At 72.7% G+C, this 18,134-nt stretch carries 14 protein-coding genes; 8 read left to right on the top strand and 6 right to left on the bottom strand.

Features of this window, described 5'->3' with window-relative positions; genetic code table 11:
- Positions 1-27 precede the first annotated feature (27 nt).
- The 4 genes from ACZ4TO_RS05955 to ACZ4TO_RS05940 all read left to right on the top strand — a co-directional run bounded on the left by ACZ4TO_RS05955 (position 28) and on the right by ACZ4TO_RS05940 (position 3,776).
- Positions 28-660 carry a hypothetical protein gene (locus ACZ4TO_RS05955; protein ID WP_468023531.1) on the top strand — a complete coding sequence of 211 codons (633 nt, stop codon included), beginning with the start codon at positions 28-30 and terminating at the stop codon, positions 658-660.
- Between the two features lie 180 nt (positions 661-840).
- Entirely contained in the window at positions 841-1,125 is a 285-nt protein-coding gene (locus ACZ4TO_RS05950) for a ferredoxin (protein WP_382788094.1), read from the top strand.
- The gene (locus tag ACZ4TO_RS05945) at positions 1,115-2,506 is read left to right on the top strand and encodes an NAD(P)/FAD-dependent oxidoreductase (RefSeq protein ID WP_382788092.1); all 1,392 of its coding nucleotides are present in this window, start codon (positions 1,115-1,117) and stop codon (positions 2,504-2,506) included. Before ACZ4TO_RS05950 ends, ACZ4TO_RS05945 begins: the two co-directional genes overlap by 11 nt.
- A gap of 31 nt (positions 2,507-2,537) precedes the next feature.
- Positions 2,538-3,776, top strand: a complete 1,239-nt coding sequence (locus ACZ4TO_RS05940) for a cytochrome P450 (RefSeq protein ID WP_468023530.1) — start codon at positions 2,538-2,540, stop codon at positions 3,774-3,776.
- A 41-nt stretch (positions 3,777-3,817) separates the two neighbouring features.
- Here ACZ4TO_RS05940 and ACZ4TO_RS05935 read toward each other — a convergent pair whose 3' ends face one another.
- Together ACZ4TO_RS05935 and ACZ4TO_RS05930 are read right to left on the bottom strand one after the other, a co-directional pair.
- A complete protein-coding gene (locus tag ACZ4TO_RS05935) occupies positions 3,818-5,245 on the bottom strand; it encodes an alpha/beta hydrolase family protein (protein WP_468023529.1) in 1,428 nt (475 codons plus the stop codon).
- Between the two features lie 186 nt (positions 5,246-5,431).
- Complete coding sequence (locus ACZ4TO_RS05930) at positions 5,432-6,166, bottom strand: SIR2 family NAD-dependent protein deacylase (RefSeq protein ID WP_382788085.1); 735 nt, start codon at positions 6,164-6,166, stop codon at positions 5,432-5,434.
- Positions 6,167-6,298: 132 nt separating this feature from the next.
- On the opposite strand from ACZ4TO_RS05930, the gene ACZ4TO_RS05925 reads away from it, so the two are divergent.
- A complete protein-coding gene (locus tag ACZ4TO_RS05925) occupies positions 6,299-8,719 on the top strand; it encodes a SpoIIE family protein phosphatase (RefSeq protein WP_468023528.1) in 2,421 nt (806 codons plus the stop codon).
- Positions 8,720-8,770: 51 nt separating this feature from the next.
- Here the strand turns inward: ACZ4TO_RS05925 and ACZ4TO_RS05920 are convergent, their stop codons facing one another.
- Positions 8,771-10,228, bottom strand: coding sequence for an FG-GAP-like repeat-containing protein (locus ACZ4TO_RS05920; RefSeq protein ID WP_468023527.1), 1,458 nt, complete (start codon positions 10,226-10,228; stop codon positions 8,771-8,773).
- 469 nt (positions 10,229-10,697) lie between these two features.
- Between ACZ4TO_RS05920 and ACZ4TO_RS05915 the strand changes: the two genes are divergently transcribed.
- On the top strand, positions 10,698-12,002 hold the full coding sequence (locus ACZ4TO_RS05915; protein ID WP_468023792.1) for a chloride channel protein: 1,305 nt from the start codon (positions 10,698-10,700) through the stop codon (positions 12,000-12,002).
- On the opposite strand, the gene ACZ4TO_RS05910 is transcribed toward ACZ4TO_RS05915, so the two are convergent.
- From ACZ4TO_RS05910 to ACZ4TO_RS05900, 3 genes are all read right to left on the bottom strand, one after another.
- A complete protein-coding gene (locus ACZ4TO_RS05910) occupies positions 11,953-13,770 on the bottom strand; it encodes a glycoside hydrolase family 15 protein (RefSeq protein ID WP_382788079.1) in 1,818 nt (605 codons plus the stop codon). The genes ACZ4TO_RS05915 and ACZ4TO_RS05910 overlap by 50 nt on opposite strands.
- Before the next feature lie 313 nt (positions 13,771-14,083).
- Entirely contained in the window at positions 14,084-15,502 is a 1,419-nt protein-coding gene (locus ACZ4TO_RS05905; protein ID WP_468023526.1) for a DUF2252 domain-containing protein, read from the bottom strand.
- 165 nt (positions 15,503-15,667) lie between these two features.
- The gene (locus ACZ4TO_RS05900) at positions 15,668-16,558 is read right to left on the bottom strand and encodes a YhjD/YihY/BrkB family envelope integrity protein (protein ID WP_468023525.1); all 891 of its coding nucleotides are present in this window, start codon (positions 16,556-16,558) and stop codon (positions 15,668-15,670) included.
- A gap of 256 nt (positions 16,559-16,814) precedes the next feature.
- Between ACZ4TO_RS05900 and ACZ4TO_RS05895 the strand changes: the two genes are divergently transcribed.
- Together ACZ4TO_RS05895 and ACZ4TO_RS05890 are read left to right on the top strand one after the other, a co-directional pair.
- Positions 16,815-17,459, top strand: coding sequence for a GAP family protein (locus ACZ4TO_RS05895; RefSeq protein WP_382788737.1), 645 nt, complete (start codon positions 16,815-16,817; stop codon positions 17,457-17,459).
- 116 nt (positions 17,460-17,575) lie between these two features.
- On the top strand, positions 17,576-17,992 hold the full coding sequence (locus tag ACZ4TO_RS05890) for a DUF6325 family protein (RefSeq protein ID WP_468023791.1): 417 nt from the start codon (positions 17,576-17,578) through the stop codon (positions 17,990-17,992).
- Positions 17,993-18,134 lie beyond the last annotated feature (142 nt).

Genomic DNA, 18,134 nt, shown 5'->3' with positions numbered 1-18,134 from the left:
GGGGGAGCAGGCAGAAAGCGGGAGACCATGGAGCGGAAGCACAAGCGCCTCGCGACGCGCCGGGCCGCCGGGGTGGCGGGGGTTGCCTTCGCGCTCCTGACGGCCGCCGCGATCACGCTGGTGCGCGTCGCCCTGCCCGGCGGCGGGGACGACGTGACCCTCGACGCCGGACAGCGCAGCGGCGTCCGTACGGCGCTGGAACTGGTGCCGTTCGCCGGCATCGCTTTCCTGTGGTTCATGGGTGCCCTCCGCGAGCAGGGCGGCCGGGCCGAGGACCGGTTCGTCGCCACCGTGTTCCTGGGCAGCGGCGTCGTCTTCGTCGCCATGCTGTTCGGCGCCGCGGCGGCGGCCGGGACCGTGCTCGGTGAGGGCGGGCAGGACTCCGCCTTCGGCAGCCACTTCGCGTACGCCCTGCTGACCACGTACGCCATGCGCATGGCGGCGGTGTTCATCATCGCGACCTCGACCATCGGGCGCCGTCTGGGCGCCCTCCCGCGCCCCCTCGTCGTCATCGGCTACCTCGCCGGGCTGACCCTGCTCGTGGCGGGATCGGGCGTGCCCTGGTCCGAGATGGTCTTCCCGGCCTGGGCGCTGCTCCTCAGCCTGAACATCCTGCGGGGCCGGCCTCCCGCCGCCGTACGCGAGGACGCGCCCGCCTGACCCCGCGCACGCCCGCCCGACCTCCCGCGCACGCCCGTCTGCCCCCGGGCGCGCCCGCCACTGCGGTCGGCCCCGGTCGCGGCGCTCACTCGAACGGTCTTGCCCTCGTCGCGGCTTCCCCTCCTCCCGCCGACAGTGGTCGCAGGAGGGTTGAACGGGCCATTGGAGAGGACCGATCCCGTGGTAAGGATTGCCGTCGATCTGAACCGGTGTCAGGGGTACGCGCAGTGCGCGTTCCTCGCCCCCGAGATCTTCGCCATGCACGGCCGGGAGGCCCTGCTGTACGACCCGGACGCCGACGACGCGCACCGCGAGAAGCTGGACCGGGCCGCCGCGGCCTGCCCCGTCCAGGCCGTGCTCGTCGACGCCGTCGAACCCGGAACGGTGGAACCCGGTGACGCGGGGACCGACGGCACGCAACGCGCCGCGGACGGGCCGGCCGAGGCGGTGTCCGGTGCCCGGTGACAGCTCGCTGGAACGGCTCAAGCGCGACGGCCGCATCGTCGTCGTCGGCGCCTCGCTGGCCGGTCTGCGGGCCGCCGAAGCCCTGCGGGACAAGGGCTTCGCCGGGTCCCTGACGCTGATCGGCGACGAGCCCTGCGAACCGTACGACCGGCCCCCGCTGTCCAAGCAGGTGCTGCTCGGCCGTGCGAGCGCCGAGGGCACCGCGCTGCCCAGGCTCCGGGCCGTCGACGCGACCTGGCGGCTCGGCACCCCGGCCACCGGACTGGACATGGCGGCCCGGCGGGTGCGCCTGGCCGACGGCGACGAGGTGCCGTACGACCGGCTGCTGATCGCCACCGGCACCCGGGCGCGACCGTGGCCGCACGAGGACGAGGCGGACCTGGACGGCGTCTTCGTGCTGCGCGGCCGGGACGACAGCGCCGCCCTCGCGCGGCGGCTGGAGGCGGGGCCCCGGCGGGTGCTGGTCATCGGGGCCGGATTCACCGGCTCGGAGATCGCCTCCGCCTGCCGCGAACGCGGCATCCCCGTCACCGTCGCCGAACGCGGTTCCGGTCCGCTGGTCGGCGCGCTCGGCGGGGTGGTCGGCGCGGTCGCCGCCGAGATGCACCGCGAGCACGGGGTGGACCTGCGGTGCGGGGTCATGGTGACCCGCCTGGAGGGCGACGCCTCGGGACGGGTGCGCGCCGCGCACCTGTCCGACGGGTCCACCGTCGAGGCCGACGTGGTGATCGTCTCGCTCGGCGCCCTCCGCAACACCGAGTGGCTCGCCGGGTCCGGACTCGGCGCCGGACCCCGCGGCATCGCCTGCGACGCCGGCTGCCGCGCCTTCGACATCCGCGGCATCGTCACCGACGACATCTACGCGGCCGGCGACGTCGCGCGCAGCCCGCACGCCCTGTTCGGCTACCAGTTCCTCTCCCTGGAGCACTGGGGCAACGCCGTCTCGCAGGCCCGGATCGCGGCGCACAACATGCTCAGCGAGAGCAGCGACCGGCTGCCCCACATGGAGGTGCCGGCGTTCTGGTCCTCGCAGTTCGGGATCAACATCAAATCCGTCGGGATCCCCTCGATGGGCACGGAGATCCTCATCGCCCAGGGCTCACTGGCGGACCACCGGTTCCTCGGCGTCTACGGATACCAGGGGCGCGTCATCGGCGCCGTCGCCTTCGACCACGGCCGGTGGCTGCCGTTCTACCAGGAACTGATCGAGACCACCGCGCCGTTCCCGCCGGCGTTCGCCACGGTCGACCGGCGCCCGGACGGACAGCGGCCGATGGACGCGGACTTCCCCGACCCCTCGGTCCCCACCCACGGCCCCACCGTGACCCTCAGCGGATACTCGCCCGCCGACCGCCGGCTGACGTTCACCCCGGCGCACTGACCGCACGGCCACGAGGACTCTAGGACCCGCCATGACGCCATCGCTGCTGCACCAGATCCTGGACTACGCCAACCGGGCCGACCCGTACCCGATCTACAAGGAGCTGCGGAAGACGCCGGTCCACCACGAGGCCGACGGGCCGTACGTGGTCAGCACGTACTACGAGATCCGCAGCCTGCTGCACGATCCCCGGATCAGCTCCGACGCCCGCAACCTGGCCTCCAACGCGGCCGACCCGCTGGCCTCCGGGGCGCCCCCGGAGGAGAGCACCCTCCCGCCGGGCTTCCTGCGGCTCGACCCGCCGGAGCACGACCGGCTGCGGCGGATGACGAACCGTCCCTTCGGCCCGCCGCACTCGCCCCACCGGGTCGACGGGATGCGCGGAGAACTCCACGACATCGTCACCGGACTCATCGACGGCATCGGCGACCCGGAACGGATCGACCTGGTCGAGCAGTTCTCGTATCCGTTCCCGGTGACGGTGATCTGCCGGCTCCTCGGCGTGCCGCGCGAGGACGAGGCGCGCTTCCACGTCTGGGCGGACACCCTCGCCGCGAGCCTGGACCCCGACCCGGACGCCGGTACCGCCCAGCGGGGCGAGGACACGCAGGACGCCCGGATGCAGCTCGGCATGTACCTGGCCGGTCTGATCGAGGAGCGCCGCAAGAACCCCGGCGAGGACATGCTCTCCCAACTGGCCACGGCCGAGGGGGAGGACGGTCCCATGACCACGATGGAACTGCTCAGCACCGCCGCCCTGTTGCTCATCGCCGGCCACGAGACCACGGTCAACCTGATCACCAACGGAATGCTGACCCTGCTGCGCAACCCCGGCGTACTCCAGCGGCTGCGCGCCGATCCGCGGCTGGCCGTGCCCATCGTCGAGGAGCTGCTGCGCTTCGAACCGCCGGTGCAACTGGTGCCGCAGCGCACCGCCCTCGCCGACATCGAGGTCCGCGGTGTCACCATCCCCAAGGGCGCCCCCATCTGGCTGGTCCTGGCGTCGGGCAACCGCGACCCCCAGCGCTTCGCGGACCCGGACCGCTTCGACCCGGACCGCAAGGACATCCAGCACCTCGGCCTCGGCAGCGGCATCCACAGTTGCTTCGGCGCGCCGCTGGCCCGGCTGGAGACCCAGTTCGCCCTGTCGGAACTGGCCCGGAGACTGGAGAACCCCCGCCTCCTGGAGGAGGTCCCCCCGTACCGCCGGAACGCCGTACTGCGCGGCCCGCGCCACCTCCCCATCGCCTGCGACGGGATCCGCCCGTAGGGAAGGATCCCGTCGCAGGGAACGCGACGGCCTGACGCGGACTAGCCGCGGTCGCCCCGGCCCAAGGTGTCCTCCAGCCAGTCGAAGACCACCTCGCAGTGCTGCTGCGGCGCCATCGGCGAGCAGTGCAGTTGGGCACCGGTGGCCGCCCGCATCAGCCGGAACTCCTTCCGGGTGCGCAGCAGATCGAAGAACTCGCGCGGCTGACCCGGGTAGAAGACCTCGTCGTCGTAGTCGAGGACCAGAGTGGGGCACTTGATGCGGCCCACGATCCGGGTGATGTCGAGTGCCATGATCCGCTGGGCCGGGGTCCAGAAGTCGGTGAAGAGCCGGCCCCGGCGGGCGGCGAGCATCGCCGGGATCGAGAAGGGCTCGATCCGCTTCTCGAGGACGAACCGCTCGGACGGCGACAGTCCGGGGGCGACCTCCTCGTTCCAGATGCGGTTGGTCTCCGCCTTGTCCGGCGCCACGATGTCCCGAAGCTCCGGCGGGAAGCCGAGCCACGGGGCGAGGCAGCCCGGCAGCGCGGCCAGGGCGGCGATGCGGTGCTCGAAGGCCGCGGCGCGCGGTGCGAGGTCACCGCCCATGGAGAGGCCGGTCAGCGCGATCCGACGCGCGTCGACGTCCCCGCGGCGCTCCAGCCAGTCCACGAGCGGCGAGACCACCTGCTCCCAGCGCGGGCTGAAGACGAGTTGGTCGACGAAGAGCAACTGGCCCTGACCCGGACCGTCGTAGACGAGCGCGTTCCAGCCGCGGGCGAGCGCGGCGGAGACCCCGTAGGTCCACATGTCGACGTTCGGGCCGTCGCTCCCGTTCGTGAGGATGACCGTCGGCCGGGGCCTTCCCGAGTCGTCGGGGCGGAAGAACCAGACGGGGATCGAGATCCCGCCCTGGTACGGGACCTGGGCGGTGATCGCCGCCGGCGTGCACAGCCGTGCGAACGTGTCCCAGGAGCGGCGCCCCGCCAGATAGATCTTCTTCTCGTCACCCGGGGTCTCCGAGCCGAGCACGAAGAACAGCGCCTGCCCGTAGTACTGGGCGGCGCGCAGCGACTGGGCGCGGCGCGTCTGCTCGTGGGGCGAGGGGGTGGCCGTCAACCGGTCGCCCCAGCGGCGGAACTCCGCGGTGTAGGTCTGCTCGCTCGCCCCGGCGGCGTTGATGGCGTTGACGGCGGTCAGCACCTCGCCGACCTCGGCCGCGCCGAACCCGGCGCCCCCGAGCGCGAGCAGCGCGTTGAAGTTGAGCCCCGGGTCCGCGAACAACTGCATGGCGCCGGGCGTCGGCGACGCGTCGGGTGCGTGGGCCGGGGCCGGACGGTGGGCGTCACGCTGCGTCGCGAACGCCGGTGCCGAGTTCGCCGGGGCGGCGGACGCCGCGGACAGTGCGACTGCCCCCGCCCCTGCCGCGAGCCCGGCGAGAGCGCCCCGCCGGGTGAGCGTCTGGGCCTGGTCTGTGTACGCGTTCGTCATGAGACCGAACGTAGGAGCAGGCCTTGCCACCACCCGGCCCGCCGCTCCCGGCGGTCCTTCGAACGGACCCCTGGCGAGCGGCCGCGGGTGGCAGGCCGGCGACGAGCCGGAGCGGCCGGCCTTGCCGCGATGGCCCTGGCCGAACCCTGGAAGCTGGGCGGCGGCGGCCTGACACGGCATGCGTGGCTATCGGTTCGCCGCGTGCAGCCCCCGCAGCAGCTCCGGCAGAGCGGTGCCGATCGGTTCGCGGATCACCTCGTCGGCGCGTTCGTCGTACGGGGTCGGCTCGGCGTTGACGATGACGAGCCGGGCTCCGTGATCGGCGGCCACGTCGGCGAGGCCCGCCGCCGGATGGACCTGGAGGCTGCTGCCGACGGCGATGAACACCTGGCAGGCCTTCGCGATGGCGGCGGCCTGGCCGAGGACGACGGGGTCGAGCCGTTCACCGAACATGACGGTCGCCGGCTTGAGGATCCCGCCGCACGCGCGGCAGTCCGGGTCGTCCTCCCCGGCGTCGACCCGGGCGAGGGCGTCCTCCATGGGCCCGCGCGCGTGGCACTCGGTGCACACGACACTCCTCGCGGTGCCGTGCAGTTCGAGCACCTTGCGCTCGGGCATGCCGGCGAGCTGGTGCAGCCCGTCCACGTTCTGGGTGAGCACCCGCACGGGGACCCCGGCCCGCTCCAGTTCGGCCACCGCCCGGTGCGCGGCATTGGGCTCGGCCCCCAGGGCACCGCTCTCCCGCCGCATCAGCCACGCCCGGCGCCTGATCTCCGGATCACCCATGTAGTACTCGTACGTGACGAGCTTCTCGGCCTCGGGATCCTTGCGCCACAGCCCCTCGGGCCCGCGATAGTCGGGAATCCCGGAGTCGGTGGAGATACCCGCCCCACTGAGGACGGCGACGAGTGGCCTGTTCATGGGCATGAAGGTACGGCGCCCGCCTGCCCGGAGCGACCGGATATCCGGGGGCGACAGAGAGTCGCGGATGGGGACCGGGAGGAGGAACATCGGAGGCACGGAGACAAAAGGGTGGTTATGGGGACGCCGTCTATGCATTTCAGCGAGAGTCCGGAGGATCCGTTCGCCCTCGGGCACGCCGCCTCGGCCGTGCTCGACGATCACGGCACCGTGGTCGGCTGGAGCGCGCGTGCGCAGGAGCTGCTGGGCTACCCGGCCAAGGAAGTGATCGGACGGGCGTGGCGGGACCTCCTCGTCGACGCCCGCGACCTGCCCGTGGCGCGGTCCGTCGTCGTGGACGCCATGAGGGCGGGGGGCTGGTTCGGAGTCGTGCCCGTCCTGCACCGTGACGGACGGCGCGTGGAGATGGGCTTCCGGGCCCGCGCGATCGCCCGCGACGCAGACCGCCAGGAGTGGTTCCTGGTCGGTGCACCCGCCGCCGAGGTCGTCGCCTGGCAGCGGGACCGCGCCCTGCTGGACGGCCTGTACCACCGGTCCCCGATCGGTCTGGCCATCCACGGCCCGGACCGGAAGGTGATCCGGGTCAACCGTGCGATCGAGAAGGCGAGCGGCATCACGGCCGAGGCGCCCGTGGGCCGCAGTTCCGGTGAGTTCCTGGTCGACGAGGACGCGGGTCCGGCCGAGGAACGGGTGCGCCACGTCCTGGAGACCGGCGAACCGCTGATCTTCACCGAGCAGTCGGCGCGCACACGCCATGCTCCCGGGAAGGAACGGATGGTGTCCGTCTCCGCGTTCCGGATGGAGGACTCCTCGGGCCGGGTTCTCGGCGTGGCGGAGACGATTGAGGACGTGACCCAGCGCTACCGCGCCCGCCGCAGACTCACCCTCCTGAACGAGGCGAGCGCCCGGATCGGCACCTCGCTGGACGTGACGCAGACCGCCTGGGAACTCGCCGAGGTGGCCGCCTCCGGCCTGGCCGACCACTGCTCGGTGGACCTCCTGAAGCCGGTGACACTGGGTGACGAACTGCCCTCGGACATGGCGGGGGCACTCCTGCGGGTGGCCCTTTCACCGCCGGAACCACGGGTCCCGTTCCAGGTGGGCGAGGTGGTCCCGCTCCTTCCGGGGTCTCCGCAGGAGCGGTGCCTGGCCGAGCGCCGTCCGATCCTCGAACGGCTGCTGTCGCTGCGCCCCGAGTGGTACGCCATGGACCGGCGGCGGATCGAGGTCGCCCTGGGGCTCGGCGTCCACTCCCTGATCGCGGTGCCCCTGATGGCACGCGGCCTGGTCCTCGGCGTGGTGAGCCTGTGGCGAGTGCGCCATTCGGAGCCCTTCGAGGACGACGACGCCGCGGTGGCCCACGAGTTCTCCTCGCGCGCGGCCGTCTGCATCGACAACGCGCGCCGCTTCACCCAGCAGCAGAGCGCCGCCCTGACGCTGCAGCGCAGTCTGCTGCCGGGCACGGTGTCCGACCTGCCGGCCGTCGAGGTGGCCCACCGGTACCTGCCGGCGAGCGGTGAACCGGGCATCGGCGGCGACTGGTTCGACGTCATCCCGTTGTCGGGGGCCCGGGTCGCCCTCGTCGTGGGAGACGTGGTCGGCCACGGAATCCACGCCGCGGCCTCGATGGGGCGCCTGCGCGCCGCCGTGCGCACCCTGGCCAGCCTCGACCTGGAACCGGACGAGGTGGTGGCCCGGCTGGACGATCTGGTCAGTCTGCTGGCCGCCGAGATGGAGGCGAACACCGAGGGCAACGAGTCGGCGATCGAGCAGGTGCTCGGGGCCACCTGCGTCTACGCGGTCTACGATCCGGTCTCCCGGCACTGCTCCCTGGCACGCGCCGGCCACCCGGCCCCCTTGGTGTCCACGCCGGACGGCCGGGTGTCCGTGCTCGACCTGCCCGCGGGGCCGCCCCTCGGCCTGGGCGGGCTGCCGTTCGAGATGTACGACCTCGACCTCCCCGAGGGCAGCGTGCTCACGCTGTACACCGACGGCCTCCTGGAGGCGCGCGACGGCGACATCGACGCCGCGCTGGAGAAGCTGGGGGAATGCCTCGCCCCCTGCGCCGATCCGCTGGAGCGCACCTGCGACGAGGTGGTCGAGGCACTGCTCCCCACGGACCGCCGCCCCACCGACGACATCGCCCTGCTCATGGCCCGGACCCGGGTGCTGCCGCCGGAGAACGTCGCCACCTGGCACCTGCCGCTGGAGGCCACCGCCGCCGCCCGCGCCAGGGAGCTGGCCACGGCGAAGCTGGCCGAATGGGGGCTGTCGGACCTGGCCTTCACCACCGAGCTGGTCGCCAGCGAGCTCGTCACCAACGCCTACCGGTACGCGGACGGCCCCGTCACCCTGCGCCTCATCCGTGCCCAGTGCCTGATCTGCGAGGTGTCCGACACCAGCCACACGTCCCCGCACCTCCGAAGGGCCCTCAGCACGGACGAGGGCGGACGCGGCCTCTTCCTGGTCGCGCAGCTCACGGAGCGCTGGGGCACCCGCTACACCCACGACGGCAAGACGGTCTGGACGGAACAGCCCCTGCCCCCGTCCTGACCGCGCGACCAGGGAAGGCGGCCGTTCCGGTCAGGAACCCGACAGGACGTGTCAGGAACCCGACAGGACGTCCCCGAACATCGGGTCCTCGCCGGACCTGCCGACGCCCGCCGACGCCGGGCCGAAGCTCACCGCGCCGGTGGTCGTGACGCCGGAGGTGGAGCCGCGCAGCACCCACACGGCGCCGTCGTCGCTGTTCTCTCCGGCCGCCCCCACCGACAGGTCCGCGCGGCCGTCCCGGTTGTGGTCGGCGAGGTGGACGGCGTCGCCGAACCCGTCCGACGACTCGTTCGAGCCCGGCACACCCGAGGTGCCCTGGTTGAAGGACTGGGCCCGGGTCGCCGTCAGGCCCGAGGAACCTCCGCGCAGCACCCAGACGTTGCCGACGCCGGCCGCCGAGCCGATGGACTCGTTGTCCGCGCCGACGGCGAGGTCCGGGTAGCCGTCGCCGTTGACGTCGCCCGCCGCGAGCGAGGCTCCGAACCAGTCGTCGGACTCGTCCGAGCCCGGCACGCCCGGCGTGTCCTGGCTGAAGACGGCGCTGCGCGTGGTGTCGACGCCCGCCGTGCCGCCGTAGAAGACGGTGGCGTAGCCGCCCTTCGCGGGCGGGTTCAGGATGCCGACGAAGTCGGTGCCGACGACCAGGTCGTCGTGTCCGTCCCGGTCGAAGTCGGCCACGGCGAACGCGCTCGTGTACCCCGGGCCCGCCTCGGTCTGGAAGACGGGCCCGGTCGAGGTGCCCCGGTAGACGAAGTTGCCGGAGGCGGAACCCACCACGACGTCGTCCGTGCCGTCGTCGTCGAAGTCCCCGGCGGCCAGTTGTACGGCGCCGTCGGGATACGCGCCGGACTCGATCCCCGCGTCGAAGCGCACCTTGCCGGCCGCGCCGCCCGCCTTGGTGAAGCCGCCCTTGAAGATCCACACGTCCTTGCCGGTGGATCCGACCGCGAGATCGGCCTTGCCGTCGCCGGTGAAGTCGCCGACCGCGAGGGACTGGCCGAACCGGTCGTGGCCCGAGGGGTTCGGGTCGCTGACCGTCGTGCCGCCCGACAGGCCGGACGAGCCGCCCCACAGGATCGTGACCGAGCCGCCGTCGACGTCGCCGCCGACGTCCTCCAGCGGTGTGCCCACCACGAGATCGCCGTAGCCGTCGCGGTTGAGGTCGCCGTGGGCGAGCTCGGTGCCGAAGCGGTCGGAGGTCTCGGAGTCGCCCGGCACGCCGGAGGAGCTCTGCGACGTCGTCTTGTGGCGGGCTGCGCTGATACCGGCGGCCGAGCCGTAGTCGACCACGACGGCGCCCGCCTTCGCCTTCCCGTTCGCGACGGCGCCCGGCGCGCCGGTCGCCAGGTCCCGGTAGCCGTCACCGTTGAAGTCGTCGGCGAGGCCCGACGGGGCGGCGCTCGCGGCGTCGGGCAGGGTGACGAGCAGACCACCGGCCAGGGCGGCCGTGACGACGGCGACGCCGAGGACGACGGAACGCGGGGAACGCTTGTGATGCGAGCGGGACATGAGTTCCTCTCCGTGACATGTGTACGGTCCGAAGACTCCCGGTGAATCCGAAGGGTTGTACGGGACCGGTGAGGTCCTGGACCGGACGGTCGGCACACGTGACGACGCATCAGGCCGCGTCCTGTGGAGTGAAGTGGGCCTTACGGAGGGGGCGTTGGCCGCGCCCGGCGGACCGGACGGCGGGAAGCCTGGTCCCTCGTACCCCCGGCGCCGGCGGCGCGGGTTGCGCCGTGAGGGTGGGGATCGCGCGTCCACCCGGAGGGATTTCGAGGACCCGTGCGCGGGCCGCGCGGCAACGGCGGGCCCCGTGGGTACGCTCGCGCCCCGAGCCGTCCCTCCGAACGCGTGCAGGAGAAGACCCATCACCGAGCCGAAGTCCGAGGAGCCCGGGCCCGCTTCGGGCGAGCGGTCCGGCGAGGCCGGGTCCCCGCCGGGCAACCAGCCCACGGAGGCCGAGCAGCTCAGGAACATGCTGGTCCAGCCCGCCTACCGGAAGGCGCTGGTGTTCTGCGCCGTGATCGGCGTCCCGGTCTCGCTCGCCGCGTTCTGGTTCCTGGTGCTCCTCCACGAGCTGGAACACCTGATGTGGGAGCAGTGGCCGCACGATCTCGGGTGGTCGGATCCGCCGTGGTGGTGGCCGCTTCCCCCGATGCTCCTGGCGGGCATCCTGGTGGGCCTGATCGTGCTGTGGTTTCCGGGCCGGGGCGGACACATCCCGGCCTCGGGACTCCACGCCGGCGGGACGACGACATCCGCTCTGCCGGGCGTCGCGCTCGCCGCGCTGGCCAGCCTTCCGCTGGGAGCCGTGCTCGGCCCCGAGTCGCCGCTGATCGCCCTCGGCGGAGGCCTGGCGCTCCTGTTCCGGGATCTCGTACGGGCTCCCGCGACCCAGGCGGGCACGGCCCTGCTCGGTGCGGCGGGCGCCGCGGCGGCCATCTCGGCGATCTTCGGCAGTCCCCTGGTCGCCGCCGTGCTGCTCATGGAGGTCGCCGGGGTGGGCGGACCGCAGTTGTTCGCGGTCATGCTGCCCGCCCTGCTGGCCAGCGGAGTCGGGGCCATCGTGTTCACCGGGTTCGGCAGTTGGACCGGACTGTCGACCGGCAGCCTCAGGGTCGGGATCCCCGCGCCCTCGACCCTGGACACCGGGGACGTGGTCTGGTCGGTGCTCATGGCGTTCGTCATCGGGATCGGCGTCCACTGGGTGATCATGGGCGGCCGGTACGCGGCCCGCGCCGTGTCCGCCCACACGATGCGGACCACGGTGCTGTGCGCGCTCGGCGCCGGCGGCTGCGCGGCGCTCTACGCCGCCCTCACCGGACGTTCACCGGCCGACGTGGCCCTGTCCGGCCAGGCCACCCTCTCCCAGCTCGCCGCCCACCCGCACGCGTGGTCGGTGGGCAGCCTCGTGGCCGTGGTGCTGCTCAAGTCCGTCGCGTACGCGCTGTGTCTGGGCACCCTCAGGGGCGGTCCGGTGTTTCCCGCGCTGTTCCTCGGCGGCGCGACGGGCGCCCTGCTGGCACCGCTCCCGGGGTTCGGCGTGGCGCCGGCGATGGCGGCGGGCATGGCCGCCGCGTCCGCCGCCGCGCTCAGGCTGCCGGTGAGCTGCGTCGTGCTGGTCGTGCTCCTCGTGGGCAACTCGGGAACGGTGCCGGTGATCGTGCTCGCCGCCGTGGTGTCCTTCGTGACCGTCGAACTGCTTCCGCAGGGTCCGGACATCCCGCCGTTCAGGGCCGCAGCGCGTCGAGAGCCTCGTCCAGCGTCGTCGCGGCCATGATGAGGGAGAGATGGGTGAAGGCCTGCGGGAAGTTGCCCAGTTGCTCCCCGCTCGGGCCGATCTCCTCGGCGAACAGGCCGACGTGGTTGGCGTACGTCTGCATCTTCTCGAAGGTGTAGCGGGCCTGGGGGAGCCGTCCCGCGCGGGCGAGCGCGTCGACGTACAGGAACGTGCAGAGGCTGAACGTCCCCTCGGAGCCGCGCAGTCCGTCCGGGGAGGCCTGCGGGTCGTAGCGGTAGACGAGGCTGTCGGAGACGAGGACGCGCTCCATGGCGTCCAGGGTGCGCAGCCAGCCGGGGCTCCGCGCGAAGACGAAGCCGACGCGGGGCGCCAGCAGCAGGGAGGCGTCCAGGACGTCGCCGCCGTAGTGCTGGACCATCGCCTGATGGGTGTCGTCCCAGCCCCGCGCCATGACCTGTTCGAAGATGTCGTCCCGCGCCTTCGTCCAGAGGGCGGTGTCGGCCGGCCGGCTGAACTCCGCGGCCAGCTTCAGGCCCCGGTCGAACGCGGCCCAGCACATGACGCGGCTGTAGGTGAAGTCCTTGCGCCCGCCCCGGGTCTCCCAGATGCCCTCGTCCGGGCGGTCCCAGGAGTGCGCGAGCCAGTCGAGGATGCCGCTCAGCGCCTTCCAGCCGTGGTATCCGCCCTGTTCCCCCACCGCCCGGCCCTCGGCCAGCGCGTAGAGGGCCTCGCCGTAGATGTCGAGCTGCAACTGGCCGGCGGCCCCGTTCCCGGCGCGTACCGGGTACGACCCCCGGTAGCCCTCGAAGTGCTCCAGGATCTCCTCCGTCAGATGCGGGTCGCCGTCGACCCGGTACATGATCTGCAGCGGCTCGTCCTCCGGTCCCTCGCGCTCCTGGAGGCGCTCGCCCAGCCAGCGGGTGAAGTGCGCCGCCTCCTCCATGAAACCGAGGTCGAGCAGCGCCCGCACCGACAGCGAGCCGTCCCGCACCCACGTGTACCGGTAGTCCCAGTTGCGCTCACCGCCGATCTGTTCGGGCAGTCCCATGGTCGCGGCGGCGACCGGCGCCCCGGTGGGCGCGTACGTCAGGAGCTTGAGGGTGATCGCGGAGCGGTGCACCATCTCCGTCCAGCGGCCTCGGTAGTTGGAGGTGCGGACCCACTTCTGCCAGAAGTCGACGTTGTTCCAGAGGTCCTCGGTGATCCCGTCGACGGTGGGCGGCGGCGGGGCCTCGCCGCCCGGCCGGCACACCGTGAACACGACGGCGGCCGTCTCGCCGTTGTGCAGGGTGATGCCGCCCCGGACGTCGTCGCCGTCGCGTTCGAGCGGGATGTTGCCCTGGAGGTGCGCGGTCGCCACCGGGGACCTGAAGGCCGCCGTGAGGGAGGTGAGGTCGAGTTCGTGGCCCGCCCGCGCGTAGTCGAACCGCGGCCGGCACTCGAGACCGAAGCGCACGGTCCCGCGGACCGAACGGACCACGCGCACCAGACTGTGCCGGTCGGTCGGCGTCGGGCCCGGGAGGACCGGCATGTAGTCGATGACCTCGCCCACGCCGTCCGGTGACATGAAGCGGGTCACCACGACGGCGGTGTCCGGGTAGTAGAGCTGCTTCCAGGTTCCCCCGGGGTTCTCGGGGGCGAGACGGAAGTATCCGCCGCCGTCGTGGTCCAGCAGCGCGGCGAAGACGCTGGGGGAGTCGAAGCGCGGTGCCGCGAACCAGTCGATCACGCCCTGGGACGACACCAGAGCCGCGGTCTGCAGGTCCCCGACCAGGCCGTGGTCGGCGATGGGCGGATAGCGATCCATGCGGGTCTCCTTGTCGGAGGGAAGCGCCGGAAGGGGCGGAAGCCTGGAAGGGGCGGAAGCGCTGGAAGGGGGTGGAAGGGCGGAAGGGGCGGAAGGGGGGAAGGGCTGGAAGAGGCGGAAGGGGGGAAGCGCTGGAAGGGGTGAAGGCGCTGGAAGGGACGGGAGCGATGGAAGGGTCGGGAGCGATGGAAGGGTCGGGAGCGATGGAAGGGTCGGGTGGCGCGCGTCGGGCGGCGGGCAGCGGTCAGCGTGGGACCGGGGCACGGCGGGGGGCGCGTGGCAGAGCCGCGAGTGCCCGCCGGGGGCCGGGGCGTCAGGCCGCTTCGGCCTTCACGCGCCCCGAACGCACCGCGTCCACGAGCGCCTGGTGGTCCTTCTCGTTCTGGTCCGCGTACGCCTCCGCGAAGGAGACGAGCGCGCGGTCGAAGACGTCGCCCCCGCCCAGGTAGGAGGCGATGGCGATCCGGTCGCCGGACCTCGCGTGCGCGCGGGCCAGCGTGGCCCCGCACAGCTCGCCGAAGGCCCGCATGCCCGCCGGCACCATCAGCTCGGGTTCGGCGATGCCCTTCCAGTCGCGCAACTGCCGTACGTAGAAGTCCCGTCGGCGGCCGTCGATGCCCTCGGCCCGCTCCCAGCCCAGGAAGATGTCACTGGTGGCCTGCATGAGCCGCTGACCGGCGACCACACGCTCGCCCTGGGTCCGGTACTCGCTCGCGCCGGCGTACGGGGCGAGCACCGACTCGTCCGCCTCCTTGGCCTGGAGCAGCAGCGGATCGGAGTCGTCCCGGCCGAGCATGAGGATGATCCAGCAACGCGTGCCCACACTGCCGACCCCGACCACCTTGCGGGCCGCGTCGGCGAACCGGTACTGCTCCAGCAGGAACCGCCGGTCCGAGGGCAGGCTCCGGCCGTAGCTGCCGATCAGCCGGCGGAGTTGCTTCTCCAGCCCGCCGCGCTGGACGTCGGTGAGCAGGTCCTGCAGCGGCACGATCAGCGGGGGATCCGCGGCGATCAGCGCCTGGCCGTCGACCATGTGCGTGAGCTTGTTGAACGCCTGGAGGCTGTCGCGGCTGCGCGCCTTGTCGGTCGTCTTCTTCCAGCGGTCGCGGCCCCGAGAGCCCAGCTCTCCGGCGATGTGGGTCCGCACCCAGTCCTCGTCGAAATGCGTGTACCAGACGGGGAGATTGCCGAGCCCGGCGAAGCGCCTCATCCACTCGCGGTACGACCGCACGGTCGTCCGGACGATGTCGGCACGCTCCTTGCGGCTGAAGCCGTTCGCCCGGGCCGCGATGACGAGGCTGGAGGACAGCCGCTTGACGTCCCACTCCCAGGGGCCGGGCAGCGTCTCGTCGAAGTCGTTGATGTCGAACATCATGCGGCGCTCCGGCGAGGCCAGCAGCCGGAAGTTCAGCATGTGCGCGTCCCCGCACAGTTGCGCCCTGATCCCGGACCTGGGGGTGCCGGCGAGGTCCGCGGCCATGATGGCGGCGGCCCCGCGGTAGAAGCGGAACGGCGACTCGGTCATCCTGCCGTAGCGGATCGGTACGAGCTCGGGCACCCGGGTCGCGGACTGCGCCTCCACGATGTCCACCGGGTCGGGCCGCTTCGGCGAGGGCGTGAAGTCGGCGTGGCTGGAGCGTGGCACGGCGGACCGGGCGGCCTTGCCGAGCGCGGCGCGCTCCGCCGGGGTGTGGTGCGAGTGACGGCTGCCGGCCGGATGCTTGGGGGTCATGGGGGACGCTCCGCGTGTGGTCGCCGACGCGGCTGGCGCCGGTTGGCGCCCGGCGGTCGACTCCGCCGGTCACCGTCCTCGGATCGTGGTCCGGGCCCGCCCGTGGAGGGGGCTTCCGGCCTGGATCACCAAGGTAGCTCTGGGCGATATGTCCGGCGAGTCGACCTAATCGGGCGAGCCCAGACGGCGGGCCACGGCGGGTTCCCGGGCGATGACGGCGCCCACGGTGATGCCCGCGGAGATGACGACGCACAGTCCGATCAGCCAGGACAGAACGGTGAAGACGGCGCCCAGCGATCCGTAGCGCTCCAGGCTGTTGTTGAGCGCCTTGGGCACGTACAGCTTGGCGATCACCGACAGCACGGTGAGGGCCACGCCGGTCAGGAGCGCCCCGGGCAGCAGCGGCAGCCAGGGGAGTCGCCCCGCGAGCAGCAGATGCTGGGTCCACCACCAGACACCGACCTCGGTGACCAGGAGCAGCGGGATGCCGAGCCAGGACCCCGCCCCGAATCCGGTGCGCAGCGGTCCTTGCAGCGCGATGACGACGAGCATGGTCACGATCCACACGAACCAGCGCCAGACGGCCAGGCGCGCGCTCGCGGCCGGCAGCCGCCAGGCGCGCTGGCAGAGCCGCTGCATCGCCCTGCTGCACGCGGTGGCGGAGAGCAGCACCATCAGCAGGCTGACCGCCCCGACACTCTGGCGCAGGCCTGAGGAGTGCGCCCCGGACACCTTCCGCAGTTCCTCTTCGGCGGCGCCGGTGATGCCGAGGATGTCCCGCACCGAGCCGACGATCTCGTCGCGCACCGGCGCGGGGGCGAACGAGGCGACCGCGAAGAGCAGCGGAACCGCGGTCAGGAACGCCTGCGCGGCGAGCCGTGTCGCGGAGTCCAGCAGGTTCACCGCGCCGATGTGCGAGACGAGGCGGGTGATCACCGGGAACCGTCTCTCGGCGCCTGCGCGCAGCCCCAGCAGCCGGGCCTTCAGCGCAGCGACGCGCCCGCGCGGGCGGCTTCGGCCGCCGCCGTTCGAGCCGGGTTCCTCGTCCGCGCGCATGCCGCTCCCCGTGTCGCCCCGGCCGGGCCCCCGCGGGTGGCCGCGCTCTCAGGGTGCCGTCCGGCCGGGCCGCGAGCCCCGCGGCACGGGCGGCGTTGGGCCGTACGGGGAGGGTGCCGTCCGGTCCGACGGGCAGGTGCCGGGCCGCGCCGTGCCGGGCGGGGGACCGGATTTGTGGACGTGCATGGGGAAGGTGACGATGGGGGCATGCGCGACACCGCGGCGCTCGGCCGCGCGGGACCAGGCGGGGGCGGCGATGGTCCTTGACCTGCTGCTCATCGCTCTGGCGATCACCCTCGACCCCCTGCCGATCACCGGATTCGTGCTGGTGCTCTCCGCGGACCGGGGGATCTGGAAGGGCCTCGCCTTCATCCTGACCTGGCTCGCCTCCTTCGTCGCGATCATCGCCGCGGTCCTGCTCATGACCGGCGGCGAGCCACCGCCCCCGAGGTCCGCCCCGTCCACGGCCGCGCTCGCCGGCAAACTGGCCATCGGCGTGGGACTCGTGCTGTACGCGGAGCGGCGGCGGCGCAACCTCGGCAAGCGGCCGACGTCCTCCGGCTTCATGTCCCGGATCGAACACATCTCCCCCTGGACGGCGGCCGGCCTCGCGCTGCTGCTCCAGCCGTGGGGGATGATCGCGGCCGGGGCCTCCACCGTCGTGGACGCGAACCTCAACCACGCGGCGTCGTACGCGGCCCTGATGGGCTACGTCCTGCTGGCCAGTTCCAGCCTGCTCACGATGGAGCTCTACGCGACGTTCGCCCCACGGACGGCCCACATCCGCCTCGGGAGACTGCGTGCCTGGATGGAACGGCACCAGGACCAGGCGCTGGTGTCGCTGTTCCTGTTCCTGGGACTGTGGCTGGTCGGCAAGAGCATCTACCAGCTCACCGCGTGAGGTGCCGTACCGAAATGCGGCCGCTTCCGACCGATGCTGCAATGGCATGGATCAGGGGCAGGGTAAAACCATGACCACGCAGGGGTGAAGCCGTGAGCGAAGATGAATTCGTCGAGATGGGACCGATCGACTATGTCGTCGTGGAGTTTCCCGGTAACCGAATGACGGGTGAGGGACTTCCGATCCTGGTGGACCTGGTCGACCGCGGCATCATTCGGATTCTCGACCTTCTGTTCGTGAGAAAGGACGAGGACGGTTCCGTGGTCGGCATGGAGGTCGCCGACTTCGACGGCGACGGAGCCCTCGACCTCGCCGTGTTCGAGGGCGTGTCCTCCGGCCTGCTCGGCGAGGACGACATCGCGGAGGCCGGGAACGCGCTGGAGCCCGGGAACTCCGCCGGGATCCTGGTCTACGAGAACGTGTGGGCGGCGCCCTTCGCCGCCGCGCTGCGACGCGGCGGAGCCCAGATGGTCGCCTCCGGACGCATCCCGGTGCCGGCCGTGCTGGCCGCGCTCGAGGAGACGGACGCCTGAGACCGGGCGGCCCGTCCTCGCGCCCGAGAGCCGTCGGGGGGGGGGGGGGGGAGGGGGGGGGGGGGGGGGAGGGGGGGGGACGGGGGGGGGGGGGGGGGGGGGGGGGGGAGAGGGGGGGGGGTGGCAAGCGCATGGCACCACA

Source organism: Streptomyces sp. NPDC028298 (genome assembly GCF_055565895.1).
The sequence above is the reverse complement of the archived record's forward strand: the minus strand, read 5'-3'. Positions and strand labels throughout refer to the sequence as shown.